The organism is Gimesia fumaroli (assembly GCF_007754425.1).
Taxonomy (GTDB): Bacteria; Planctomycetota; Planctomycetia; order Planctomycetales; family Planctomycetaceae; genus Gimesia; species Gimesia fumaroli.
This window is the reverse complement of the sequence record NZ_CP037452.1, coordinates 552,736-578,788: the sequence shown is the minus strand read 5'-3', so window position 1 is coordinate 578,788 and position 26,053 is coordinate 552,736. Positions and strand designations below refer to the sequence as shown.

The following is a 26,053-nucleotide window of genomic DNA, read 5'->3' as shown; positions in this document are numbered from 1 at the left end:
AGCCTGTCGCACAGGGTGACGACCGGCCTGTTAGAAGATGTAATACCCAAGTGGCTACGAACAATAAATTTAATTATCAGCGACATCTCGTCCTTGATTTTGGAGCCAACGCTTGCCTATCAATACTCTTTAGCACCATAATAGAGAGTGCAATTGTCTACATTTTTGCAACGCCGACCGATAGCATGCAAATTTGGTCAGATAAATCAGGGAAAAATGTATAATCACTCTAATACGGAATTATTAATGACTATTCACTTGAGGAGAAATGTTTTTGGACCTTGATGAAATTATAGATTTTGCCAATGAAGCGACTGAAGAAGTCGGAAAATATTTTCTTAATATTTCTGTGCCACCTATGAAATTGATGTCCGATCATTATCAATTGAAAAGCCTTAAGTGGGAGTCAATTTGTTATGGTGATGAGGAGCTCGATAAAGTTCCTAATGACCAAAGAGGTATCTATGCATTTTCAATATGCCACGAAAATGATGTTCTGCCTCCGCATGGTTATATTTTATATATTGGGATAGCTGGAAAGGGCTCTAATCGATCTCTGAGAACGCGATACAAAGATTATCTGAATGTGAAAAAAGTCAAAAAGCGAGCGAGGATCGCAAGAATGATTGGGCACTGGCATCAGGTTTTAAGGTTTTACTTTGCACCGATTGGTAATGAAGTTACTTCTGAAGATTTGGAACTGCTTGAAAAACAATTAAATACTGCATTTATGCCACCTTTCTCAGAGGGGGATCTAGATGCGGAAATTAAAATGAAAAGAAGGGCTTTCCGATGAATGAAGTTAGAAAGCTAAATGAAATTGCCCTACCAGCCTTGCGCGGTCTTATGGGGGACTGGGTTTATTATTCGTGTCTTATGAGTATGGATGAATTAGCGAGGAGAGTTCACTATGCTGACGAAATACATCAAAACAAACATCTTTCGGACATGATTCAAAGGCGATTAAAACGTGGACGTAGTGAGCAAATTTCCAATTATTTGAAAACACAAAAAGAGCGTTTTTTTAATTCGCTGGTTATTGCTACATACGGAGGTCAGCCTAATTGGCACGGTCTGTCAGATGTTAGAAATAGGTCTGGTAAGCCTGAATTAGAAAATCTCGATGAGGAAACAATTGGATCTATTGGATTCTTGACACTTAAAGGTGATGAAAAGTTGTTTGCTTTGGATGGTCAGCACCGGCTTGCAGGCATCAAGAAGGCTATGAAAGACGGATTGGATCATGATCCATTTGATGAGCTTTCTGTAATATTTGTTTCCCATAAAGAAACCAAGAAAGGGCTCGAGAGAACGCGTAGACTCTTTACTACACTAAATAAAACTGCTCGTCCGGTTTCAAAAGGAGATATTATCGCTCTTGATGAGGATGATGTTATGGCAATTTGTGCCCGGCGATTGATTGAAGAGACCGATATGTTTTCAGGTGATAGAATTGCATTTGTTGCAAGTAACAATATGCCTGTAACGAATACAACTAGCCTGACAACGATTGGAAATTTATATGACATTCTCACAATATTGTTTGCCGATGTACAATCAGATTTAAAGAAAAAGAGAGCTGAATTGCAAAGAGTGCGCCCATCTAATGAAGAACTCGCAGCATATTTCGAATATGCAAAAAGTTTGTTTAATCTATTGAGAAAATACTTTGATGAACTCGATGAATTTTTTAAGTCGAAGAACTCAAGCAATGTTGTAAAAAAATATAGGGGCAGTCATGGAGGAAGTGTCTTATTTCGTCCTATCGGGTTAGAGGTGTTAATGAGAGTCATCGTAATCCTTTCCAAGGATATGACTCTGAAGGAATCTGTAAAACTGATATCAAAGTTACCAAAGGACTTAAACGAGCCTCCATATGAATGGTTAATGTGGGACTCTAGTAAAAAAACAATATCAAATGCACACAAAGTTACATTGCGAGAAACTCTTCTCTACTTAATTGGGAAATCGAAATTTAAGGATTCAACTTTACTTGAACGATATCAAAAAGATACCGGGGATAATTCAGTAGAACTGCCCGAGAAAATAATGTAATGACAATTGCGAGAAATATATGAGCCTTAGAAATATTCCGTATAAATCCTTATATATTGTACCGAAGGATAATTATGTTGAAGAAGTTCTAATTAGCTCCCTTAAAAAATCAGCTTCACTAGATTGTATGTTCGGTTTTTTTGGAAGCGCAGCGTTACGCTCGATTGCTCCTGGTCTGTCTGAATATTTAGGACAGAATTCTCAGCCCATGCGTTTGGTTGTTAGTCCAAATATAGGTTCGGTAGATTTAATAGCTTTACAGGAAGGCATAGCAACACCTAGTAGTATTATGGAATCTCGTCTCGAACAGCTACTCGGTGAAGCAAAAATCAGTACCAGCGCTCTTGTCCAACACACCCTGACGTGTCTAGCGTATATGCTTGCCACAAAGAGGCTTCTCTTTCGCGTTATTTGGTTGAAAGACGGCTCTCTATTCCATCCAAAGGTTTGGTTTTTCAGAGATAATGATGATACTGTTGTTGCGCATGGTTCAAGCAATTTCACTGATGCCGGAATAGGTAAGAATCTCGAACAAATCAGCGTGGATATGTCCTGGTTGGGTGGGAGATCAAAAGAAACCATAGATACATTATCTGATGAATTTAATGCTTTATGGGAAGGTTCACGGGACTACGCATATACTTTAGATTTACCCATTGCGATTGAGAATCAGCTAATTCGAGACTATAAGCCAGACTGTCAGCCCACATCTGAAGATTTCTGTAAAGCCTGGGAGAAAGACGTTCTGATTATAGAAAAGCTTGTAAAAGCGAATCTGTTTTTTGATAAAGGAACCCCCACAAGGCTTGCAATACCATCAAGGTTAGACCTATTCAATGGGCCGTTTTCTCACCAAGGCAAAGCGATAAATGCTTGGGAAGCGGCAAAACGCCGTGGATTTTTATCTATGGCTACAGGCTCAGGGAAAACGATTACAGCATTGGCTGCTGCTTCTCGGCTTCAAAGCGACGTCGAATCATTATTAGTAATAATTAGTGCTCCGTATAAGCCTCTAGTTTATCAATGGGTAAATGAAGTCAATGCGTTTGGCGTCAGACCATTGCCTACAGAAGGACCTTCTTCGGATCGTGCACAGCACCTCGATTTTGCAGTCCGATCGCTTAAATCGAAAGTTAGTAAGATAGAAGTTATGGTTGTTACCGAGAACTTCCTTACGAGTGAAACTTTTCGTCGGGTCCTAGACAGGATACCCGAAAATATATCTACATTATTGATTGCTGATGAGGCCCATAATCTCGGAAAAATTAGTTTTCTATCGAATACGCCAGATCGCTTCAATTTTCGGTTGGGATTGTCTGCCACACCGGAACGACAGTATGACCCAGAAGGAACTTCGGCGTTATTTGACTTTTTTGGAGTACCCGTATTTGAATTTGGATTGAGTGAAGCCATTGGTGTATGCCTTGTTCCATACAACTATTACATACATCAAGTACATTTAACAAGAGATGAATACGAAGAGTGGATGAAGCTTACAGAAAGACTTGCAAGAAAGGGCATTAAAGGAGATGCAGATGCTTCGGAGAGTGGGGGACTTTCAAAAGTAGTAGAGAAATTACTATTTGCGAGACGACGCGTAATTGAGTCTGCAGAGAATAAAGTTGATGTGCTTAGAAATATCTTAAAAAAACGTACTCGAGATAATTTAAAACACGTCCTGGTTTACGCAACCGACAAGAATCCGTCACAATTGAATTCAGTAAATGATATGCTTCAAAATGACTTAAATTTGACTATTCATCAACTGACTTCGGCTGAAACAATGAACCGTACTCGATCTGCCAATCTCTTAGAACGTTTTGCTAACGGAGACTACAATGCTATTACGTGTAAGCGAGTGCTTGACGAAGGTGTGGATGTTCCACAGGTAAGTGAGGCATATCTTTTGGCTAGTAATACGGTTCGGCGACAGTGGATACAACGAAGGGGAAGAATATTGCGTAAATGTGACGCGATAAACAAACAACTCGCCCACCTTCATGATTTTATCGTTGTGCCGCCAGATTTGCGTAACAAAGGGTCGCGCACGATATTAAAAGGAGAACTTGAACGGGCAAGAGAATTTGCCGAATTGTCATCCAATGGAGGTAGGCCTGATGGACCATTCGATGAAATTGAGAAATTGATGACAGCCATGTTTAGTTAAACGTTTAGGAGAATAACGATGGCGACCGCTCCGCAGAAGATGGTTTTAGAAGTTATTAAAAATAAAGTGATGGAAATCGATGAACGTTATGAGGGATATCATACCGAACTTACAAGAGCACTCTATGACATTTTAGCTCTGGAAAGTGATCGGCCGCACAATATTGCACTACAAGTTTCTCGTCGAGTTACGGCTCTTGGCGAATACTTAGTTCAAAAAGAAGGCAATCTGGAATGAAATTAGTTGCAGCCCATATAAGAAATTTTAAGTTGTTGCGTGAAATCGACCTTAGCTTCAGCATTGATTCTAATAAGCCGTTAACTGTTATTCGTGCAGAAAATGGTTCAGGTAAGACATCAACTTTACAAGCATTACGTTGGGCTCTTTATGGAAAAGATGTACTTGATGATCCTCTTATAAGATTATCACCTGCAGATTGGCCTGATAAAACCTTATGTGAAATAGTCGTTGAAATTGATTTTGTTCATACCGCAGTTAGCAAAGTGAACGGAGAGACAATGACATCTGAATCGCATTTTATGCTCAAAAGAGAGGTTGGAGAAACACCTGACGGTGATTCACCGAACAGAGGTCAGGAGCGAGTAACTTTATTTGAAAAAACGTTAGCCGGATCAGCCCCTCTTGATGCTGCAGAATCAAGACTTGCACAGATGTTGCCAAAGGAAATGATTGATATTTTCTTCACCGATGGTGATGCAGCGCTAACTTTTATTTCAACGGATGTTTCGGATAGTACCAAGAGGGATAAAGTTAAAGATGCGATACGTTCACTTCTCGGACTCGATCTATTAGAACGAGTTGAAAAGAGAATTTCTAATACTCAATCAACGCTTAATAGACAAATCACCCGAAACACAAGTTCTGACCAATTGGTTACAATTACTGAAAAGATTGTAGAAATATCAGAGCAGAAAGATGAGCTGACGAATGCAGTAACAACTTTAAAAGAGGATATTGAAAATACACAAAGAAAATTACATGCAACTAGCCGTGATCTCAAACGAGCACTAGAAGCGGGAAGTTATAAACAACTAGCTCACTTACGAGAAAACTACCAAAAGCAATTAAATGATGCGATTGAGGAAGAAGAAAGGCTCAAGCGACAACATCAAGAGCTCTTTCAAAGTGAAAGTCTCAGTTGGGGACAATTAGGACAAGTCTTTCAAAAGGGATATGATTATTTAGATAGTCTCCATGCGAAAGGCATTATACCAAGAGCTGCCGTCCCCGTATTAGAAGAACGTTTAGAAACGGGAGAATGTATTTGCGGTGCCGACCTTTCTGAGGGGACTATTGGGCGAAAAAAAGTTTGTGAACTCCTAGATCAACAAAGAAATAATGATAGTAAAGCTAATCACCTGTCTTCACTTTACTATCAAGCCAAATCTGAAGTAGAAAAATGGGCCTCTAATGAAACGAAGAAATGGTCCGAGTCCTGTCAAGAACTTCAAGAGCAGCGTGTGGCTATTAAGAAAAGAATTGAAAGTGCAAACCGAGAATTAAAATCAACAGAAGCAAAACTAGATCAAATTGATGAGGAAGAAATTGAACAAAAACACTCTCAAGAAAAAATGTTTACAGCTACCCTTAGACAAAAAAATATCGAGCTTGATCGATCTGAAGCATCGCTTATAGATACAGAGCAAAAATTGAAGGAACTTAACCAATCGCAGAAAGAACTTCGACAAGCTGATGAAAAAATGGCAGGGTTAAATGCAGAAAAAACAGTACTTAATGATCTGCAACAGGTAGTTCATGGTTCTTTAAAAGAAATGCAGGGCACTTACTTAAAACGTGTTAGTGATCGAATGAATGAACTTTTCTTAGATATGGTAGGCGCTGACCCAAAACAAAACGCCATTTTTCAAGGAGCTGAGATCACAAGCAAATACAGTATCGTAGTAAATACTAGGGATAACCGAACATTAAATCCAGATTATGAAGTCAATGGTGCATCCCAACGAGCACTAACTTTTGCGTTCATTTGGGCTTTGACCGAAGTGAGTGGTGTTGTAGCTCCGAGGGTTATTGATACTCCTCTTGGAATGATGTCTGGAAATGTTAAACGCCGGGTTCTTGAAATGGTAAGTAAGGCGGCAGGTGAAGACGTTGATCGACAGGTTATCTTATTCCTGACTCAATCTGAGATATCGCATACAGAAGATATTCTGGATAAGCAATCTGGTATTACTTTCACTCTCGTGAAAACCGATGACTATCCTGCGGATCTAATGAATGCCCCCAAGGCACAGCAATCAGAAGTTCGGCTTTGTAGTTGCACACATCGTGAATACTGTGATCAGTGTCAACGAACTAACTATGAAGATTTCCATCTGAATTATCGAGGAATTTGATTGAAAGAACGCAAAATGACTTTGGAAGCATTAATTTCTGGTCTTCAGAATCAACACTTAAGGATACCAGTTGATAATTATGAAAACGTTCGTCGTTTTACAATGACTGGGCAAACAGAAAGTGGTCGCAATAGGGATAACATCCCTTTTGAACGGTATGTAGATATTTGGTGGCTTGCACTTTGCATTGGAATTCAGGAAGGGCGAAGGACAGAACTAAAAACTGATAAATGGCATCAGTTTGTCCGTGCTGGTGAAGTTCTACCATCAAATCCATGGAGAATATTCCAACTCCAACTACTAGCGGTTGGTTTAACTGGAGGGGCAGATATTTTATCAAAGCCAGGGGAACTCATTGCAATGGCTAATGAGTATGCTGCGACAGGTCTTCCTATACTCTTGAATGAGGCGCTCGGTAGTCAGGTACCGATCTGGGCTATGACAGACTTTGTGTCTAACCGTCTGAAAGATAGATAAAGAGACTAGCGATGATTCCAAAAGTTGTTCAGCCTTGGGGCCATTCGCCAACACCTTTGGTCCCAAGAGCTATAATACAAAAGATTGGACATCTGGAAGCCCCTCATACTTTTAAAAACATTTTGGGTGAACAGACTACACTATCGAATCTTGACAATACCGTTTGGGATTATATTGACTCCATTAGTAGTGACTGTTTATCTGAAATAGTCGAGCTATTAAAACAGCATTTTAACAAGTTTAAATATGTAGCTATATATCTAGGTGAGCCGTTGGGACAGCCTATAGAAACGTTACCATTCTCAACAAGAACCAGAAATGCAATTTTGTCCCATCCTGAGCGATTCTCAGCTCAAAATATAAGATTCAATGACATATTATCCGTACCCTCATTTGGGATGCGTTCTGCGATAGAGTTTGCCTGTGTCATTGAAGCATCAGTTGCTAACTCAAAAACGATTCACAAAAACTCTCAACATCAAAGTAATGCCGTAATCAGCAATACGGCGTTCTCAAAAATAGAATCCCTATTACAAATTATATCAGCATGGGCTATTGGTGAAAGAAAGGTGAAACTCTTATCAGAGGCACTACCTGATCCATTATTAGAATGGCCAGAAGAAATAAGAACTCTTTGGGACGACATCGGTAGCATACACCCACAAGATTTTGCTGGTGATTTAGTTAAAAAATATTCAGTCCCGTTCCTCGTTTCCAAAGCGCTTACTCTATTGGATCACCGGTTATTGGAAATTGCCAAAAAAAGGATATGTGTCGTTAGTCAAGCTGCGACACTGGAAGAACTTGGTGAAAAGTTTGGTATATCACGTGAGCGCGTGCGACAACTCGAAAAAAGTGCAATTGCTCAATTGGAACGGTTCCATAATAAAGAGTTCCTGCCGGTTATTAGAAGAGCAATTACACTGCGAAAACTACTAGGAAACGCAGTACTCGCGGATCACGGGCACGTGAAAACTGCCCTGTATAGAGCAGTAGAAGATTTTGATGATGAGTCTTTTGACAAGCAATTTGTTAAAGCACTTATCTTGTGGCTTGCTGGTCCATATCAATTGTGGCACCAATGGCTGCTTGCAGATAAAAATATTGCGTTACAAACAACAGAATTATTTATTGAAAACAGTGATAATCGAGGTGTAATACCATATGACACAGCATCTGAAATTCTCGATGGCCTTGGAATAAATCAAGAATATCATAAAAGATGGTTGGAAAAAATAGGTAGTTTTCTGAATGTCGACGATGGCTATATATATTTTCAAGGAGGCATCTTAGACAAAGCAAAAATACTATTAAAATACTATGATAAGCCTATGACTGTAGAAGAGATGCTTGATTCTATTGGCAGTGATAGTATTCGTAGTGTCCGCCAAAGGCTTATAGATGATCCCGGGCTCTGGCGGATAAACAAGCAAAATGAATTCGTACTTGCTGGTACAGAGGGATATTTTGAATACTCAGGAATTATTGATGAGATCATCCAAGAAATCGCTCTATGTGGAGGCCAGGCTAAGATTTCACATTTAGTTGAAAAAATATCGCGTGTCTACGGCGTCAAAGAAAGCTCTATTTTATCATATTTAAACACACCTATGTTTGTTAAGAATGAATCCGGCATTATCCGTATTCGAGATTCTGAAAGTGAGGTCAAGGTTTCAACAGATATCACAAAAACTGCGGCATGTTACCTCACGGACAATCGCACTTGGTGCTGGAGAGTCAAAGTAGACAAGGATCTACTACGAGGTAGCGGGCGATTACTTCCGAACGCATTTGCTCAACTACTCGGTTGTAATGTAGGTGACAAAATTGAAGTTATTACTGAATTTGGGACGATAGCTTTAAGCTGGCAACTGACTTCAACAACCGGAGCTTCCATTGGATCATTAAGGCAGGTTTTACATCATTTCGGGGCAAATCTGGGCGACTATCTCTTCGTTAAAGCGACAACAAATAAGGTCAATTTTTTACATCTAGAGAAAATGCGATTAGACTCTACCAATTCGAATCTTATCAGGCTAGCAATGTTACTTGGAGCAGTAGACTGCCGTTCAGAAGTTGAAGCAATAAGCAAAATTGCCATAGCTCTCGACCTCAGAAATGACTCCAAGGAAGCATTATTTTTAGAATCTAAGAAAGTTCTGGCTTCCAAAGGCGAGTCTGAATTAGCTGATTTAATTCAAAAACCAAAGTTATCAATTGACGAAATTATTGGCAATATTGGCTGTCTATTTAAATGATGCAAAAGGTAAGCGGCCGTCTCAGGAAATTCGCGGTCTATCTACTGCGAAAGGACCTTGATAACAACTGGACCAGTTCCTAAAAAGCAGATCAATCACTTTGCTCTAATTCAATAAATCTTATTTGTGGCATGCTAAGCACATTTTAGTATTGCCATAAAGATCATCAAGATCCAAAGGGTCAGCATCGGATCTTAAAGGATTTGGTTGGACCCTATCCTTTAATCGCTCAAGTCTTTGTAAATGCTCTTCTTTAATTTGTTCGATTCTTTCTGGCCTAGATAATTCCTCTAAAGACTCACCCTGACTCCAAGTGAAAGGTGAGCCATGATCTACTGCATTTTTTTCGTAAGCTTTTGCTTCTTCAAAGGCCTCTGGATGCTCTTTCATCAAACGTACCCATTCTATTTTTTGCTGAAAAAAACAAAAAGTGCATCCACTCCGCGTCCGCCACTTGTAATACTTAGGAAGACCTAGGCCAGCTCCATTAAGAAGTTCTAGTACTCCATTTTTATCTATTCCTGCTTCCTTGAAAGGTAGTTTGATTTTCAAATTTTCATGTTTAGAGGCATAACCTTCTCTGTAGTTCTCATCCCCTCGAATGGCGACATAGCTATACACAGTTAATCCCTCTTCAAGCAGAGGGCGTACCCAGGATTCAAAAGGGCGAAGCTTTAATTGTCGCGTGCACCACCGCGTTTGAGCGGAGGGGAGAAAGTTATTGTATTGCTTTAACCAGAAATCAAAATCACGATCTGGATTGAGGCGTAATATCGACTGACCAAGAAACCCCTCAAGCCGCCCCAAGTATTCATAAACTTCAGGTAACTCTTTCCCGGTATCGGTAAAAAAATACTCCAGTTTGATATCAGGATGATGTTGCCGCATATAAACGGCTAGTGCAGCGCTATCTCGACCACCAGATAACCCTAAAACATGTTTTTTCTGGACTGACATCAGTGAACTGCCTCTCCATTATTTCTTCTTGTCATAGGTTGATTTGGTTTTTGCATATAACGTGCACTCAATTCAGCCAATGTTGCTAAAATCACATTTCGGCTATTTGTGTCAACGGTTTCCAATGTTTTAGAAACACGTTTAATAAGATCATTTATCGTCTCTCGGTCGGAGTCAATTACATCAAATTCTTCTAATAAAGGTGCTGGTCTTCCTTCTAACCCGACAATGATAGCCATAGTCTGACGTTTCTCGGGACGTCCTTTGACGCGAGTAAACGTTTCAGCTCTTAAAAACTGCTGCGACATGTCTGCTACTTCCATCGTGGCATGGTCGGTATCGGGATCAACCCAATCACGGGGTGGCTTATTCGCAGCAAGACTGGCAATACCTTCAAACGATAAATCACTTCCATCATATTCGGCGACACGACCGATAAAAGCATCAAGGCGGAAATCCCCCGTAATATCTTTAATGTTAGTAGCTCGATCTCTTAACTCTGAAAGTGATCTCCGAGACAGATTAGGAACCTGCAATTCTGCTAACATCACATCCCTAAGACGATGCAACATAGAGGGATAAGCTTGAACGAGTTCCTGCAACCCATCACTTACGACTGAAACGAGTTTCTGAATATCTTTTGTGTTTGCGGAGTTTGTTTTTTTACTGTTCAATAAGGTAGGAATATCATCAAACAAAAATTTATTGGGATCATGTGCACGATTAAATATATCCCGTACTTTTATTGCATTTGCCGATAGACGCATTGTTCGTTTGGTCCATTGAGGCAATTGCTCATAAATAGAAACCAATCCGCGCGCCACGTCAATGGGCTCCAAGTCCTTCAACTCATTATTCTGATCCAATTCGCGAACAATCTGAGCCATGTCAGATAGTAAACGGCGTGAGATCTTGTTCAAATCCATCCAACGTAGTTGGATAGTTCCGGCATCTTTCGCCAAACATTCAACATCCACATCATCAAACCGAGCACGAAAAATACCTTCGCGATAAATCGCTAAGTTTTCACGCTGTGACATGATAAAAGCAACCGAAAGGACAGGCATTACCCCTTCTTTAATACCATAGGGAGGTTGCAACCAGACGGCCTCGCATATTTCTGATACGGATACAGCCCTTTTTTTGTGTTTTTTTATGTAATTTATTGCCGCTTCCCATGCTGGAAATATTTTGTGAGTGTCTGTTTCGTCGTTTTGTGGTGCCAGAAAACTCCATCCTTTTCGCGTCTTTGAATACAAGCGAGTAGACTCAAGCAAAGAGGCAAATAAACCTCCCTCGGCAGGATACCCGTTAATGCCTAGCCGGGACTCACCTTCAGAATTAACCATACATCGCAATAACGCATTCTGAGCAGCGATAGCGCTACCTGAGGGTTTTTGTCGATTTAACAGTTCGTTATAGAGCCTGGGGCATTGATCAAAATATTTATCCGCTAACTCAGAAGCCAGACTGGATAAATCAGATTGACGATAAGGCTTTGGTGAATGATGTTTTCTATACCATGTGGCCTTATCAAAAGACTTATTCAATTCAGATTCTAGCTGAGCCTGAAAATCAGCAAGGCGGGCAGATACTTCACGACGCGCTACAGGATCACCGGCCAACTCTGGGTGATCGTTATAAACCTTATCTAATGCTAAAAGCTCACGAGCAAGCGTAACAACAGCCCAAGATCGTTGAGAAAAACCTACAACAATATCCCACTGGGAACTTTGTTTAGATGCCTCTCGACACAATTTTTTAACTAATTCTTCATTTTCCCCCTCGGTTGGAATTACTAACAAAAACTCTCCAACGATTCCATTTTTGGGATTAAAGGATGATGCGATTTCTACTACATCACGTGCAGGTGCTATATTAACATCAAACCATCGCATGGCTCCTGTTTCGTGATAATGCCTTTTTGCCAATATTGGTTGCAAACCAGCAAGTGATTTTAAAGCTGTGAAATCTATTTCACTGATATCTTCCAGTGCATTCCCAACAGCATGATCAATATCAAAATCGCTACCTGCGAATATGGCATGGGCGTCTTGGAATTTTTTAAATATTGTTAATGACCATTTATCAAGCTGAGCTAGACCCTGCTTGAGTGATTTATCTGATTCTTTGGGGAAGCAAGACCTAAGAAGATCAAAACTTGGTACTAAACCTGAACGCTCTTTGAAAAGATCAATTACCGAAATTGTTTTCAGCAACTTAACATGGAAAATATCGCCACCAATTGCTTCACAGCGTTCTAGCGAATCTGCTGCAAGAGCCCATCGATGTCCGTCTGGAGATGCCAAAATTGATGGCTCTAGATTTGTCCGCAAATAATCCCAAAGTTTATCCGGACCATAAAGATCACCTTCTGTTGCTGAGATAAGGTAATCTTGGAAGCCATGAGGTTCAGTAGAATTAAGGAAACCAAAGATACTTCGCTGGTTTTGGCCAAAACGCCGACGTGAGATTGGACCAAGAAGACACGCTACAATCGGATGAAGTGGCCAACAATTCTCTAAAGTATTTGCTAGTGAATCTATATTACTCTGGCGATCACGAAGCGCCAATCGAGCAACTGTCATTGATAATTTACTGGGCTTTGCATTGCTGGGGCGTTCGCTCTCAATTGCACGAGAAATAATATCGATCTGTTCTTCGCCGACGGAATTAACAGGAAGATCGATAAAACGCCCTTGAATTTTCGCCCACTCATCACGCGTCTCGTGAGATAAACGATGCGCATATTCTTCAAACGCCTGATGTAACACTCCAATGAGAATAAGCCTCCCATCACTTCGTGATGCAGCCTCTGCAAGCTGCTGAAAAACGTACATGTCTGTGCCGTCTTGCGCAGCTGCTTCGAGGAATTTGCCCATTTCATCCACGAATAAAATCAAACCACCGTGAGTTTTGGGTTTGTTTGTTACGACGCTCATTACATTCGATATAAGATTATCTTCGGTCCAACCACCACGTGGACGACGGCTTACGAGACCGGTTACTTTCAGAGCCTCCCCGATAACTCTAACAGGATTATCCCGTCTACCAACAACTGGAAGCACATGCCAGCCTCGGGATCCTGTGGGAAGTGATTTCTGTATTTCATTGGCAAGCTTACGGCCAAATATTTTTGCAGCTTGCTTTTGTAATTCGGGGTTGCCATTTAAAAGCGCACTTAATGCGACGACGAGACTTGATTTACCGCTACCATAGGGACCTGTCCAAGTAAAAGCACCTTGTCCAGATTCAGAAACATGTTTTGCCATTGATCGCAAAACGTCCGCAGATGATTGAGGACATATAAATCCTTCAAGTGAATGATTTTCACCTAGATCGGTATCTATTCGTATGGATTTTTGAAAACGTCGTGCAATATGAACCCGATTGACTAATGCCATTACACTGCCTCCATACTATTCGAGTTATCATAATCGCCTACTATGAATTGAAGAGCACGATCCAAATCAAGTTTAAAATCAGTATTTCTAACTACCTGTTTCAATCCAGCAGTTTCAGACCATCGCAAAGCGCCATCAGTTATATCCTCAATATTAGTCAAACGATCAACAACATCATTTTCATCAAGAAGAAAAGCACGTCCCGGAGAGCCCGGTTCATGTGCAATCGCTTCAAATGAAAGTGTTGCTGAGTCGGAGTATTCTGACCAAAATTCGAGAAGCGCATAAATAAAAGCGCCGTCGCCTAGAGTCGATTTGGGGCCACGTACAAATCGAAATTCATCCCGTTTTGAAACAGGTTTTATAAGTCCTAACTCTGTTAAAGGGGATTCAAGAGAATCGTCACGGCCACCTTTTACTGAAAATGGCTGTGCAGCATATGTTCGAACAAAACAAGCAACATCATTTTTAACTGTAGCATGTGCCACTCGAGACCAACCTTGGTCCTTGGCCAGTTTTTCGAGTCTTTTAATCAGTTGATCACGTTCGAACGTAACAGCCGGATAATAGTTAAATGCCCAAAACCATGTGGTTTTCTTTTTCCATTCCGTTGCTAACTTCCAATGAATCAACCACAACGATGTTGGATGTTCCAAATATGGATCGAGTCCAATTTTACCAAATAATAATTTGCCAAGTGTTGTTGTTGCTACCTGATTTTCTCCCAAAGGCTCTTCAATAATGCCTGCAACATTTGCCCAATGACGCATTGATGCAACCATATTTTTACCAACTCCAAATCGTGCAATGGCATCATCGCCCCAACATAAAGCTTTATTATCCCCTTCCTGCTCAGTTTCATGTACACAATCGTAGGCTTTTTTCAACCAACCGTAACGCAGTGGAAAAGTTTCGTGACCTGAGAATTGTGGTCGGTAGTCTTGTTGATAGAGTGGTCCGCGCAGCATTGTTTTTCTCCTGGATACTACATCCAGGTCGACTTTAATACATTTGTTATGTTAAAGTCAATTGCTACCTGGAAGCTTTCCCCAGACGGTGTAAGAACATAGAATTGCGTATAAAGTTGTTGGAAGTCATCATAACCTGTTGATATAAAATGAAAATATCGGAAACTGTATATCTTGACCATCAAGCAACAACTTCTGTTTTTGAGCAGGTTTTGCGAGAAATAGGTCCATACTTCAGCGAAATATGCGCCAATCCACACTCCTCCGATCACGCTCTCGGATGGATTAGTTCTCAGGCTGTTGAAAAAGCAGCCCAACAAGTTGGGGGGCTAATTGGGGCTGATGGTGATGAGATCATATTCACTTCCGGAGCGACAGAATCAAATAACCTAGCATTACTAGGACTAGCCAAACGATCAGTTATTGAGTGTAGCACAAAAAAAAGAATTATCGTCAGTTCAATCGAGCACAAATGCGTTTTGGCGATTGGTCGAATCCTTGAAGAACAATTCGGCTTTCGAGTAGAAGTGATGCCTGTTGATGAGAAAGGTCTGATCTCACTCTCTGTTCTAGAAAGCATCCTTGGAAACGATGTTCTAGCTGTTTCGATTATGGCTGTTAATAATGAGATAGGAACAATACAAGATATTAGAAATATATCTAAAGTGATTCGAGCATCCGGAGCTATTTTTCATTGCGATGCGGCTCAAGCCCCCATAGCAATGAACATGCAGGAGTTTGCAGAAAACACAGACCTTCTAAGTCTATCAGGACATAAGATGTGTGCACCCAAAGGCATTGGGGCACTTTATATCCGCCGTGATTTGCAAGAACAAATTGAACCTCTCATTTATGGCGGCGGACAGCAAAATGGAATACGTTCCGGCACCACACCAACTCCCCTATGCGTTGGAATGGGAGTGGCTGCTGAGATACTTAACTCTCCACAAGCAAAGCATATGCGTAGTGAGCTACAAAAACGACGTAACAAGTTTGTCGAAAAACTATCGAAGCTAGCTTGGCCAACTTCTCTTAACGGACCACCTTTGGTCTATAGGCACCCTGGTAATGCCAATATTATTTTTGAGGGATTCGTTGCGCAAGATATTCTCAGTGTACTTCAACCTCATCTTGCCGCTTCAACCGGATCTGCATGTACTTCTGGTATCACAGAACCTTCGCACGTCCTTAAGGCAATTGGATTATCAGATGAACAAGCTGAAGCATCTATTAGGTTTAGCCTAGGTTTTGACACTTCGAGTGAAGATATAGATCGAGCAGTAACCCTAATAGATGAAGCACTAAAAAAATTATCTTGATTAAATCCCTCTACTTAGGCGGTCTTAATATTTCCGAATACTCAAGGTATCGTGATCTACTCAGTTGGGCTCATGGTCAAGCCTTCGGGAGCCCGGAATCAGGAGAATGTTTTGAAACCATCCCAAGCGAATGGAAACCATTGCATTGCCTTACGTGGTTCTGCTCATCTTGCGATACGAAATACATTGGCGAAACAGTTTCTAAATCAGCGACTAATCGTTGAAATGGAAAAGGTTAATGGTCAAGTTGACCAATGCTACCACGGACAAATCGCGGACAGAATTGGAAATTTTAAGTCAATTTCTCTGCAACGTCACCGCAGCATGAAATCAACGCATCTTTCTGAAACCAATATAGTTACAACGTTAAAGCATCATATTACCAATCTATCAGTTTTAGCTTGAGGGGCTAGTGGGGGTAATCCCCGTGGAGGTTCGAGTCCTCTCTTGGGCACTTTGATATATAAGGGTTTACGTCATTCAGACGTAAACCCTTTTTTTAATGACAAAGATTACCGCGGACAAATCGCGGACACAATTTCAATGAGATTGAGATAATATTGGAAACCGTAAAATAGGGAGCATGCCACATCCAGTATAGAATGCACGTCAAGTTGTAATTTGAAGGCTGATTATTATTTGGTTATTTCGCGTCGGCAAGAAAGTTTTATTATGAGACGTATCCATATCTTTCGATAGCACGTGATTCGAACTGAATCACTTCTCGAGCCAAATCATATGTGTAACCGGGAAAGGCAATATCTGTCTTAAAGCCCCCTACGTTTTGAGCTTTAACTGTTCTCAGTTTTCGTTCATCAAATACTTCGCCTGCCAGTTTCAACAGGCGAACAAGGTCGTTCACTAGATTTTCCTGTTTTCCGATCACAGAGACTTCCCCTGGCATCGTTCCTGTAAACCGTTCATACAATGTCGAGAGATACCCCTGAGGTTCAACTGCCATACAATTGCGGACGAACCGCTCAAAATCTTCCGATTCCACTTTGGGTTCGTCTTCCTGGCGTGGGAATCGTTCGGTTTCTTTCCAGTACAACCAGGCAGATCGATACCAGTCAAGCGGGTTTCTCACGAAGGTGCCAATCAGTGGAATCTCTAGCCCTTTATCCAACATGATCTGTTTAGCTGTCTGCAAATCACAATGCCAATCACCAATTTCAGTAATTGGTCCTTCTACTGCTTCATAGCAAGCGGCACGGACCCAATCCGAGCCAGTTTTCGGAATGTGTAGAATCAGGCAGTGAGGAAGTAAACAAGCCATTTGATTTCAAAAGCTTCGATTGAACAATGACAAAAAAGCAACATCCAGATCATGTGAGACTGATCCCAAAGATGACAGAGTGCTATCCTTATTATGAGAATATAAAATTGATGCTCAGCAACTTCCATTTGCTATCGAAAAACTGGGAAAAGTCAGGTCGGGAAAAGAACCTCCTGTTGCTTTCTCTGAACCATAAATTATCGGAAGGAAGATACTACCCCATGAAAGAACCCAGGTATTGTCGTCTTCGCAGTTTAGGACATAAGTGTAATTGAGGGTGAGGCCAGTCCAGCTTGTTCCGGCACCAATTAGTGTATTATCAGGATCACTTGGGTCGAAGTTGCTCGTGTCGAGACAGAGATAAGGATAATTATATACTAATTCCTGGAGTCGAGCGGGATCACAAGTAACATCGCTTGGTGGATTACAGGGGGGATTCGAATTGGGCATTTATGTCTCCATACTGGTGTCAATGTTCGTATGAAGTTCTCTAGGAATCGATTTTGCATTCCATTCGAACACTCATTAACCCCGTCTGGCTTCAGCAGTATCCTTCTGTCGTTGAGAAATTAGGAAAGATCAGGTTGGGGAAAGAACCTCCCGTAGCTTTCTCAGATCCTCCGCTCGGAGGAAGGAAAATACTATCCCATCCCACAACCCAACAATCATCGTCTGTGCAAATCAGGTCATAGTTATAATGACCTGAAAGACCTTGCCATCGTCCAGAAGTAATCCCAGAACCCAATAAAGTGACTTCAGGATCACTCGGTTCAAATTTGCTCGTATCTAGACATAGATAAGGATACTTCTCAATTAGTTCCGGTATTCTGGCCGGCGCACAAGTCACATCACTTGGTGGATCACAAGCGGGGTTCGAGTTTGGCATCGTTTTCTCCTTAGTAATGTTAGTGTATGAATTTCCCAAAAAATAGTGCAATAATTAGTCCCTTGTAAACAGTTGTTGAGGACCAACCATTATCGATATTTGTGGCACGCAATCTCTGGGATGTAGTTTCATGTGCTCTCTATCACTGAGGGGTGCTTGAACTCCCAGCCATCAAAGGCGTCCGTTTGGCCCCCCAGTAATCCTCGGACAGCAGTCGTTCATCGAAACAGTCTTTCAAGGCATCGCAAGTGAGTAATGCTTCACGTCTGATCAACGAGCCCGCATCAACAAATTTTTCGCGAAACAGTTTTCCAAGCGTGTATTCTGGAAAGTTGGCCATTTCTTCTCGATCGCCGAACTTATGCAGGTCGGCATAGACAACTCCTACGGCTGGATCCGTGAATTCTCGTAAGGTAGCATCGATATAGTCTGGGGGCAGAGTGTTATCCGCATCCAGAAAAAGTACGAATTCCAATTGTGTAGCTAAGAGGCCATCATAACGGGAAAGGTGAGCGCATTGATTTTCGACGCGGAGATATCTAACCCCTCGGCCTGAATATTGATCAGCGATTCTTTGAGTGTCATCAGCGCTGGAATCATCAATGATGAGGATTTCAACGGGTAAATGAGTTTGGTTGAGAACATTGTCGACGGCTGTTGTCAGATAGCAAGCATAGTTGTGGCTGGTGATGATGATCGCGACAGATTTATTCTTTACTTTAGTCTGCGAAGAATCGTTCATACATACTCTGGCTCTGGAAGTGTTGGAGAAGTATTTTCGATTACATTTTCTACAGGATTCAGAATATTTCAGTTGAGAAATATCGGGGTTATCTATGCAAATACAATGACCACTTTCCCGATAGTTAGGTTGAGAGCTTATTTCATTCCTTTCTGATATAAGCATGACTTTGAAGTTCCAGCAATGATGAGAAAAATCTTAAATAACTCAAAGATCACTTTTTCGATTATTTCATGTTAATAGTCTAACTCCCGACTTTAGCATCGAGAGTGATCACTTGGGATGCACAACAATTGCACGTATTAAATGTAGGAGAACCACTCTGTGGAAAGGAAAAGCCAGTAAACTCTAAATTGATAGGGTTGCACGTACCTATATATAAAGCCGATATGCTTTGTTCTCCGGAATGTACAGGGCAACTTTGAAATGGACTAATGATAATATCCAAAGACCAAGAATTACTGAAAGAGGTGCATTCAAGAAGTGAGCTGATAAGCAGGCCACCATTTCCGCAATAAACGTAAGTGCCTGCAAAAGGCCAGCCACCTACCGGAATAGAAGTCCAAGTATGCCCGCCATCGTCTTGTGACTTTAATGTTAATTTGACACCTTCCAGAACACCACACCCCGTAACATTTTTCAATGTTACGTTTAAATATGTGGGTACTGCGACGTTGCAGCAAGGAGTTGTGACTGGATCAAAAGGTGGCTCACAAACAGGATTAGAATTTGGCATTAAATTCTCCTTACCAAAGTAGTTTCTAGAAGATTTGTAGAAAAATACTCTTCTTATTATGTGTTATTTGGAATGCCCCAACGAACTAACCGTTATTGATGAACTTCCTCCTAAAAATAGTTTACACTCTTATTTGAGCGCCCACTATTTCTGGGGAAGTCCACTTTGTTTTGATCGTGTCAAAAGCTAGTGAGCACAAATACTATCTCGCAAATAATCGTGGCACCTCACGCTTCGACCACTTAAGCTTTCATCGTCTCCATAATTTGTTGGAAGGAAGGCCACCTATCGATATATCAAACTAATGTGTTGGCAAGCGTGAGTTAAAAGAAAAGATTCGTGATCCGTCTTTAAATGAAATACATTCAATGCCAATAGAAGTATGCGTGCAATGAAAAAGATAAATATGGTCATCCTTGACCCGAAACTCTGTGAACCAATGCTGTCCTTGAAAATATCTTGCCCAATACGAATCCATCTGACACTGCCAAAGAACTTTGGGGTGATCTTTACTTCCTCTAGTTGCAATGCAAATGAGCTGTTCAAAATCAGGACCTTTTCCTTCTAGTGCTATAACAGCACGGCCCTTAATTGCAATTCCAGTTACCGTATCTCTGGAAAGTTGATTCTTAATTTTTTCTTCTACCTCTTTTGGTAATTTAGCTCCAGCGTCTATTCCCTCATCCAGGCCTCGTCCGATAAATGTGATAGAAGGGTCTTTATCATTTAAGTGTAAATAAACATTTGGTAAAGCCGATTCGCCTTCACCCTGACGATATTTAATCTCGCCTTCAGGCCTATAGTGAGGAGAGTGTTTCATTGAAAACAGAGTAGCCCCCCACCTTCCGTATCTGGCTGAGAGTAGATTGTGACACCAATTATTGGGAACTGGTACTTGTAGTCGACCTTCCACAAATCCCAGAAATTCATGAGAAACCCCTGGTGGAATATAAATAATATTTGCTCCCCGTTCCGGTCCCAAGAGTCTTGCTGTCAGTTGAAGTTCAAGTTTTCTCCACGCAGCATATAGTGCTACAGAATTGTCGTTGTCAAAGCATAACCTGTTAATATCCTGTGCTGAGAGATTTTCAAAAAATCTTCGCGCGGCTTCTCCTTTTTTCTCTCCCGGACTTGCAGCTATAAAGGCAGCTCGCAATTTTTCTTTCTGCGTTAGATATTTTTTGGAAGTAGAGCCTGAATGTGAGGGTGCCTGATCTTGTTCTGCGGGAGATAGATTATTCATCCAACAAAAGCTGAATACAATAAAACAAAACACTAATGCCGATGTAAGGTAATTATTACCCAATTCAACGTGCTCTCTTTTGATTATTTCATTCTTTTTCATAGTACTGTCGGCTATCTCTATTCAAATAGACGCGCTTCATTTCAATAAACTGATCTATTGATCCTTAATGACCATAGGACTAAGGGCGTGCATTTGCTGAAGCCCATTTTTCGCAGCAGCAACAATTCCACTGCATATTGAAAACACGTTTGCTTGGTCCATCTGCAGGATTCCTATCTAATAGCTCACGTTTTTTCTTATCCATCTCTTCCTCAGGAACGATCGGGAGGTTTATTGAAGATGTAGTACAAGGACCTTCTCCGGCACTACCTGAAGATATTCGTGGCAGTTCATTCTTACTAAACTCATCATCTTGTGCAGGGGCTCCCTCTGGAGCGATACAGTAAAATTTAACTCTACCAGATTGCCGATAATGGCCTCTTCCACCTGAAGCACCAAATCCAGCGTTGTCATGGACGACGGTGTATTTAGATTTAGATTTTGATTTTGTGACATGCCATGCCTCCCAGTATTTAAAATTGTTTTGAACACAAGGCACTTTGGGATCACAATCACAAACCATACAATTAACTGTCACTCGTTGCACAAAGATGCCTTCACTCCCACGGCATGGCCACTTATCTAGCCTAAATGTCCAACGTACGTATGCGAATAAATTCTTACAGGTTGGGTTGAGTCTTGAGACAGTTCTGATAATTGTAATAGCCCCACTGGGATCGAAATATTGAGTAGGAGAGTTATGAGAATATAGGTATGAATTCAGCCCATCAACAAACCCGAATGGGTCAGTGCTGTCCCATCGGGATGTAGCCGGATTATAGATTCGCACTCGCACATAATACGAATCGACTTCGGAGTCATAATAATAACCTGCTTCGCCGATGTATTGAAAATAGACATCAGACGTGCCCGTGCGTGTAAGCTGATTCCCCCAGGCATCATATGAAAACGTGTCAGTAATATTCGCACTGGAATCAGTTAATTGATGTGTTGAACCCTGTGCATCAAAGTGAAAATATGCCGACTGATTGTCTTTATTTTGGCTGATAAGGCTACCAAATGCAGCAGGCTCGTTGGTATAGGAAATAATTTGTTGTCCAAATTCATCAAACTCTTCCAGATAGCTGTCTAAGCTCCACAGATAATTGGTTACTGTCATCTGATAACTTACCTACTTCAGATCAATTCGTTTTAACATTTCGAAATACTTGTCCGACTAATTTGACCGAATAATTCAACTTGTTTTTAAAGACGCAATGGTTAGTATGTTTGTCAGTCCTATATACTAATTTTTATACTTTTTCACCCGCTGATTGGTTTGAATTGGGGAAACTATTCAAAGGGAAATGTAAGTCCAACCGGCCGCTGCGGTTTTTGTTCTGATTTTGGAAAAGTGCCGCATTTGACGATCAAACCAGTGTCCCATGTTCCCAAGACTAGGTCAAAGCCTATCTTAGCAACACGTGAACTTAAAAACTCCAGTCGTGCATCCTGAATTTGTAGTGATCCTGTTTTTAGAAATGTCTCTGAATTCCAAGTTCTAATAGTTCCACGGTATGATGCTACTAGAAGAGTTTTTCGTTTATGGTGATAGTTTACATCAACGATTTCCCGATTATTGGTTTGAATGATCGATTCCAGCACTCCCTCTTGAAGATTTACAATCGTCACCTGACCAGTATCAAACACAAACAGAGCAAAACGTCCGTCCGTAGAGAGTTTAATCTGCAATAAAATAGATTCTTCGTGGACAGCCGGGGTGAGTCTTTTAGGATTTTTACCAACTTCGGTGAAAATAATCACACCAAGCTTTGGTTCTAACGAAGCGAATCCTCCCTCTACTGGATTCTCATTTATTTTTGCAATTAAACTATCACCTGGTACCAGCCATAATTCTCCATCCATACTTTCTGTCAAAGGCGAAAATGGCTTAAAGGACAAGGCATGCAACGCATCAGTAGACATGTCACACAGTGAATTGGGTAGATGGTACGATGATCTTAATTTCTTATAGAATGAAAGAGATGGTACCGTTGGTTTATTATTTCGTTCGGCTTTGAGTGTTTGAACTCTTCCCTGTATCTCTGATAGTTGAGTTGGAAGCTTCCACCACCTGAACGTGCCTGTATTGTCACAGGAGATAATTATTTTTTGGGCTGTGTTTGCTCCCAGACCAAGTAGTTTATTTGTTCCACCAGCTAATGTGGCAATTTTTTCATGCTTGGGAAGGTTCCATAGATGAGCATATCCCGAAGTTTCTCCCACCAGCAGATTCGATGCATCTGAAGACAGTGCAACACAGGAATTTTGAAGCACTTTTGTGTTAAAAATGTTCATGAAATTCTTATCTGCATTGAATTCAAATACGGAGATATTATTCCAGTCAAATGAAGCAGAAATTCGACCAGCTAAGATATTTGACAGGGCATTGACTGTCCCCGAAGCAGATGCTACAGGTTTCCCGGTACTTGAATCAAATAGTTTGATCTCTTCCATAAGTCCTCTAATAGAACAAATGCGATTTGCTGCTCGACTCCATAATATCTTGTCTGCCTCGGCTCTATAATCTTCCCGCTCTAAATACCATTTCTGAAGCCCTGCTTTATATCGTGAAGTGGAAACCACTTCATCATGGTCGCAAGGAATCTTCAGTAGCAATTGATTTTTGAGAATATTTACTGCTCTGATTGAATGGTCATTATCATCACGAAACCAGTAAATGAGATTTTCCGCTTTGCCTTTATTTGTCTGCTTATCGATCGGTCTAAAATTTCTGGTAACAAATCCACTTTTGATAGGATTACCAGAAAGAGGATTGACTAATCCCCATTGCAGTAAAATATCTTTATCAAATCCCTGAGTTAGTTCTGGTTCAAATGTGAGAAGTATTGAACTAGCAAGTTTTTTATGACCAGACATTTTTTCTTTGAATTGAAGCGGCTGATCGATCACAATTAATTGTTCAATTTTTATGTCTGTTAAGTTAAAAATATTCCTGTTTGACGTCCACACAATTTTGTTGGATGCAGGATCATAACTTGCGAATTTGTAATCGTTATAGAGATAAAGCTGCCTGGTATGAGGGTCCCAAGTTAATGAATCAAATTCGTCTTCTAATGCAAATTCGAGTATCGGAACCAGATTCCGCCCGTGATAGCCCACTAATTTCCGTTGAGTATTTGGACTATCATCATCATAATGGACTATGAGAAAGGTCATTTGAAGCTGATTAGCAGTTTCTATTGCAGGAAACCAGATTTTTGTGGAATTCACAGGAATCTTCAAGCGGCGGATCCCCAGACAGGTTCCTTTAGTCACATCCCAGATTCTCAGATGAGGGACGACTTGTGGAATAATGTAAAGCCCGTTGCTCAGCCAGGGCTCCTCTAGATCATCAATGGTGACGATCCAGCGGGAATTGTTAAGCAACGCGAATTGTCTGAACCTAGCTGGTCCTGCGATACTTCCTAAATACTCACCTGTGTCACTTTGCCAGAGTCGGACTGTTTCTGCTAAGGAAAACAAGACAGTACCATCAGCAGAAAAAAGTATGTTCATCGGATTTGGGCTATGCAGTAATCTGACGTCACCATAAAATTGCTCTCTATGAATTTTTTTTTCCATCAGGATAAGGTCTGCCAGACTGACTTCTGGTTTCCGTGCTTCAATTGCAGAGACCGGCTTGGTAATAAGAAGTAACAACAGACAGATTGAGACTTTGAAGGTAATATTGGAAACAAAGTGAAAACCTAAAATATTAGCAACCATCGTTTACCTCACTATCTTGTCATTTTCGTTAGCAAATGCAATATGCGGGCATTTATAGATTTATACCAAGTCTTACAGCAAATTTGATAACAGATATTAAGTGGGTGGCCCAAATTTTGGTGGTTTATCTGTTTTTTCATAATCTATACGCCCCCCCTTTATACTTGCTCCCCCGCACTTTGTACGTGTTACTACAAGTTTACTGTCAAATTTTTTATATAAGGAAGCATTTTCAACAATTTCATATGATTCATTTGCAGGAGTTAAACGTTCATCCTTTGGCATAACCCCTGGTCTTTTGATGTTATCTTGCGCTACCTTAGTACCTGTATTTCCAGCACAAGCTACTTTAGCAGACTTCTTCACCATAGTGGTTCTATGCCCCCATGTAATTGCTGGCGTTACAATCTTCGTTATTTGCAGTTCATATTTTGCTGCACAACAGTCATTTAAGTCTTTGCATTGTTTACAACTATTTGTCAATGTATCGATTGGAGCTTTTATCATGAGAAGTGGATGACTATCTTTCTTTGATGTATTGTTATTGAAGGTTTCCATAAATTCCCATAAGTAATCAATTGAGCATGTAGTACAAGGACAAGCTGCCCCGCCACCTTTACTGCAGCAAGCAGCATTGAGCTCTTTTGATGCTCCAGCTTGAAAAGAAACTTTAATGGATACTTGTTGAACAAATCCTAGTTGCCACCTTTTTTTCGAATTTTTTTTCCTGGCATTAGCTGCATCTAACAGCGTTTTTCTTTGGGCATCTGAAAGGAAATCTTTCATTTTAAACTTCGTAAACCATTTATATAAAGCTTTATCATCTGAAATTGGTAATGGAGAACACTTTCCTCCAGGCAGGGGAACTTCTGGGCCTAACGGTATTTCCGCAAGACCTGTAGAGTCATAGTTTTGCAGTGGTGAATTTGAAGCATAATGATAGGATGGGATCAATCCTGAAAATGCAATTGCATATTTAAGAGGATCTACTGATAACCAGTTTGCTGTGATCGGAGAATAGGACCGGCGTCTGACATAATACGAATCGACTTCGCTATCATAATAATAACCTGCTTCGCCGATGAATTGAAAATAAACATCAGACGTGCCCGTGCGTGTAAGCTGATTCCCCCAGGCATCATATGAAAACGTGTCAGTAATATTCGCACTGGAATCAGTTAATTGATGTGTTGAACCCTGCGCATCAAATTGAAAATATTTTGTCTGATTGTCCTTATACTGACTGATAAGACTGCCAAATGCAACAGGCTCATTGGTATAGGAAATCAATGGAGTACCTGCTTCATCATACTCTTCCAGGTAGCTGTCTTCGCTCCAAAGGTAATTGATTACTGCCAT

General features: G+C 40.8%; 18 protein-coding genes. 9 read left to right on the top strand and 9 right to left on the bottom strand.

Annotation, left to right across the window (positions count from 1 at the left end):
* Nucleotides 1–274 precede the first annotated feature (274 nt).
* The 7 genes from Enr17x_RS02215 to Enr17x_RS02185 are packed head-to-tail and all read left to right on the top strand — an operon-like array spanning nucleotide 275 to nucleotide 9,332.
* Nucleotides 275–796 carry a hypothetical protein gene (locus Enr17x_RS02215; protein WP_145305604.1) on the top strand — a complete coding sequence of 174 codons (522 nt, stop codon included), beginning with the start codon at nucleotides 275–277 and terminating at the stop codon, nucleotides 794–796.
* The gene (locus tag Enr17x_RS02210) at nucleotides 793–2,055 is read left to right on the top strand and encodes a DGQHR domain-containing protein (RefSeq protein ID WP_145305603.1); all 1,263 of its coding nucleotides are present in this window, start codon (nucleotides 793–795) and stop codon (nucleotides 2,053–2,055) included. The genes Enr17x_RS02215 and Enr17x_RS02210 overlap by 4 nt, the downstream gene beginning before the upstream one ends.
* A 19-nt stretch (nucleotides 2,056–2,074) precedes the next feature.
* The gene (locus tag Enr17x_RS02205) at nucleotides 2,075–4,222 is read left to right on the top strand and encodes a DEAD/DEAH box helicase family protein (RefSeq protein ID WP_145305602.1); all 2,148 of its coding nucleotides are present in this window, start codon (nucleotides 2,075–2,077) and stop codon (nucleotides 4,220–4,222) included.
* An 18-nt stretch (nucleotides 4,223–4,240) separates the two neighbouring features.
* Nucleotides 4,241–4,459 (top strand): hypothetical protein, encoded by a 219-nt coding sequence (locus Enr17x_RS02200; RefSeq protein WP_145305601.1) that lies wholly within the window; start codon nucleotides 4,241–4,243, stop codon nucleotides 4,457–4,459.
* Nucleotides 4,456–6,597 (top strand): AAA family ATPase, encoded by a 2,142-nt coding sequence (locus tag Enr17x_RS02195; protein WP_145305600.1) that lies wholly within the window; start codon nucleotides 4,456–4,458, stop codon nucleotides 6,595–6,597. The genes Enr17x_RS02200 and Enr17x_RS02195 overlap by 4 nt, the downstream gene beginning before the upstream one ends.
* Nucleotides 6,598–7,074, top strand: a complete 477-nt coding sequence (locus Enr17x_RS02190) for a hypothetical protein (RefSeq protein ID WP_145305599.1) — start codon at nucleotides 6,598–6,600, stop codon at nucleotides 7,072–7,074. It abuts the gene before it with no gap.
* 11 nt (nucleotides 7,075–7,085) lie between these two features.
* Nucleotides 7,086–9,332, top strand: coding sequence for a sigma factor-like helix-turn-helix DNA-binding protein (locus tag Enr17x_RS02185; RefSeq protein ID WP_145305598.1), 2,247 nt, complete (start codon nucleotides 7,086–7,088; stop codon nucleotides 9,330–9,332).
* Nucleotides 9,333–9,452: 120 nt separating this feature from the next.
* Here the strand turns inward: Enr17x_RS02185 and Enr17x_RS02180 are convergent, their stop codons facing one another.
* Genes Enr17x_RS02180 through Enr17x_RS02170 form a run of 3 tightly spaced genes read right to left on the bottom strand, consistent with a single transcriptional unit; the run spans nucleotide 9,453 to nucleotide 14,661 of the window.
* Complete coding sequence (locus Enr17x_RS02180; protein WP_145305597.1) at nucleotides 9,453–10,289, bottom strand: phosphoadenosine phosphosulfate reductase domain-containing protein; 837 nt, start codon at nucleotides 10,287–10,289, stop codon at nucleotides 9,453–9,455.
* Nucleotides 10,289–13,693: an ATP-binding protein gene (locus Enr17x_RS02175; RefSeq protein WP_145305596.1), complete on the bottom strand. Its 3,405-nt coding sequence runs from the start codon at nucleotides 13,691–13,693 to the stop codon at nucleotides 10,289–10,291. Before Enr17x_RS02175 ends, Enr17x_RS02180 begins: the two co-directional genes overlap by 1 nt.
* Nucleotides 13,693–14,661, bottom strand: a complete 969-nt coding sequence (locus Enr17x_RS02170; RefSeq protein ID WP_145305595.1) for a DUF4007 family protein — start codon at nucleotides 14,659–14,661, stop codon at nucleotides 13,693–13,695. Before Enr17x_RS02170 ends, Enr17x_RS02175 begins: the two co-directional genes overlap by 1 nt.
* 149 nt (nucleotides 14,662–14,810) lie before the next feature.
* Here Enr17x_RS02170 and Enr17x_RS02165 point away from each other — a divergent pair, with 149 nt between their 5' ends.
* Nucleotides 14,811–15,980 carry a cysteine desulfurase family protein gene (locus Enr17x_RS02165; protein ID WP_145305594.1) on the top strand — a complete coding sequence of 390 codons (1,170 nt, stop codon included), beginning with the start codon at nucleotides 14,811–14,813 and terminating at the stop codon, nucleotides 15,978–15,980.
* A 111-nt stretch (nucleotides 15,981–16,091) separates the two neighbouring features.
* Nucleotides 16,092–16,385, top strand: coding sequence for a hypothetical protein (locus Enr17x_RS02160; RefSeq protein WP_145305593.1), 294 nt, complete (start codon nucleotides 16,092–16,094; stop codon nucleotides 16,383–16,385).
* 265 nt (nucleotides 16,386–16,650) lie between these two features.
* Here the strand turns inward: Enr17x_RS02160 and Enr17x_RS02155 are convergent, their stop codons facing one another.
* The 6 genes from Enr17x_RS02155 to Enr17x_RS02130 all read right to left on the bottom strand — a co-directional run bounded on the left by Enr17x_RS02155 (nucleotide 16,651) and on the right by Enr17x_RS02130 (nucleotide 26,053).
* Nucleotides 16,651–17,256, bottom strand: a complete 606-nt coding sequence (locus Enr17x_RS02155; protein WP_145305592.1) for a hypothetical protein — start codon at nucleotides 17,254–17,256, stop codon at nucleotides 16,651–16,653.
* Nucleotides 17,257–18,284: 1,028 nt separating this feature from the next.
* On the bottom strand, nucleotides 18,285–18,884 hold the full coding sequence (locus tag Enr17x_RS02150; protein ID WP_198000924.1) for a glycosyltransferase family 2 protein: 600 nt from the start codon (nucleotides 18,882–18,884) through the stop codon (nucleotides 18,285–18,287).
* A 1,037-nt stretch (nucleotides 18,885–19,921) separates the two neighbouring features.
* Nucleotides 19,922–20,965, bottom strand: coding sequence for a hypothetical protein (locus Enr17x_RS02145; protein WP_145305590.1), 1,044 nt, complete (start codon nucleotides 20,963–20,965; stop codon nucleotides 19,922–19,924).
* Nucleotides 20,966–21,044: 79 nt separating this feature from the next.
* Nucleotides 21,045–22,085, bottom strand: a complete 1,041-nt coding sequence (locus tag Enr17x_RS02140) for an RHS repeat domain-containing protein (protein ID WP_145305589.1) — start codon at nucleotides 22,083–22,085, stop codon at nucleotides 21,045–21,047.
* A 173-nt stretch (nucleotides 22,086–22,258) separates the two neighbouring features.
* Nucleotides 22,259–24,694: a WD40 repeat domain-containing protein gene (locus Enr17x_RS02135; protein WP_145305588.1), complete on the bottom strand. Its 2,436-nt coding sequence runs from the start codon at nucleotides 24,692–24,694 to the stop codon at nucleotides 22,259–22,261.
* A gap of 96 nt (nucleotides 24,695–24,790) precedes the next feature.
* Nucleotides 24,791–26,053: an RHS repeat domain-containing protein gene (locus Enr17x_RS02130; protein WP_145305587.1), complete on the bottom strand. Its 1,263-nt coding sequence runs from the start codon at nucleotides 26,051–26,053 to the stop codon at nucleotides 24,791–24,793.

Excerpts from the sequence above, each read along its gene's own strand:
- Enr17x_RS02210 (WP_145305603.1), top strand. The coding sequence starts at position 793 with ATGAATGAAGTTAGAAAGCTAAATGAAATTGCCCTACCAGCCTTGCGC.
- Enr17x_RS02205 (WP_145305602.1), top strand. The coding sequence starts at position 2,075 with ATGAGCCTTAGAAATATTCCGTATAAATCCTTATATATTGTACCGAAG.
- Enr17x_RS02200 (WP_145305601.1), top strand. The coding sequence starts at position 4,241 with ATGGCGACCGCTCCGCAGAAGATGGTTTTAGAAGTTATTAAAAATAAA.
- Enr17x_RS02195 (WP_145305600.1), top strand. The coding sequence starts at position 4,456 with ATGAAATTAGTTGCAGCCCATATAAGAAATTTTAAGTTGTTGCGTGAA.
- Enr17x_RS02185 (WP_145305598.1), top strand. The coding sequence starts at position 7,086 with ATGATTCCAAAAGTTGTTCAGCCTTGGGGCCATTCGCCAACACCTTTG.
- Enr17x_RS02180 (WP_145305597.1), bottom strand. The coding sequence starts at position 10,289 with ATGTCAGTCCAGAAAAAACATGTTTTAGGGTTATCTGGTGGTCGAGAT.
- Enr17x_RS02175 (WP_145305596.1), bottom strand. The coding sequence starts at position 13,693 with ATGGCATTAGTCAATCGGGTTCATATTGCACGACGTTTTCAAAAATCC.
- Enr17x_RS02170 (WP_145305595.1), bottom strand. The coding sequence starts at position 14,661 with ATGCTGCGCGGACCACTCTATCAACAAGACTACCGACCACAATTCTCA.
- Enr17x_RS02165 (WP_145305594.1), top strand. The coding sequence starts at position 14,811 with ATGAAAATATCGGAAACTGTATATCTTGACCATCAAGCAACAACTTCT.
- Enr17x_RS02155 (WP_145305592.1), bottom strand. The coding sequence starts at position 17,256 with ATGGCTTGTTTACTTCCTCACTGCCTGATTCTACACATTCCGAAAACT.
- Enr17x_RS02150 (WP_198000924.1), bottom strand. The coding sequence starts at position 18,884 with ATGAACGATTCTTCGCAGACTAAAGTAAAGAATAAATCTGTCGCGATC.
- Enr17x_RS02145 (WP_145305590.1), bottom strand. The coding sequence starts at position 20,965 with ATGAAAAAGAATGAAATAATCAAAAGAGAGCACGTTGAATTGGGTAAT.
- Enr17x_RS02140 (WP_145305589.1), bottom strand. The coding sequence starts at position 22,085 with ATGACAGTAACCAATTATCTGTGGAGCTTAGACAGCTATCTGGAAGAG.
- Enr17x_RS02135 (WP_145305588.1), bottom strand. The coding sequence starts at position 24,694 with ATGGTTGCTAATATTTTAGGTTTTCACTTTGTTTCCAATATTACCTTC.
- Enr17x_RS02130 (WP_145305587.1), bottom strand. The coding sequence starts at position 26,053 with ATGGCAGTAATCAATTACCTTTGGAGCGAAGACAGCTACCTGGAAGAG.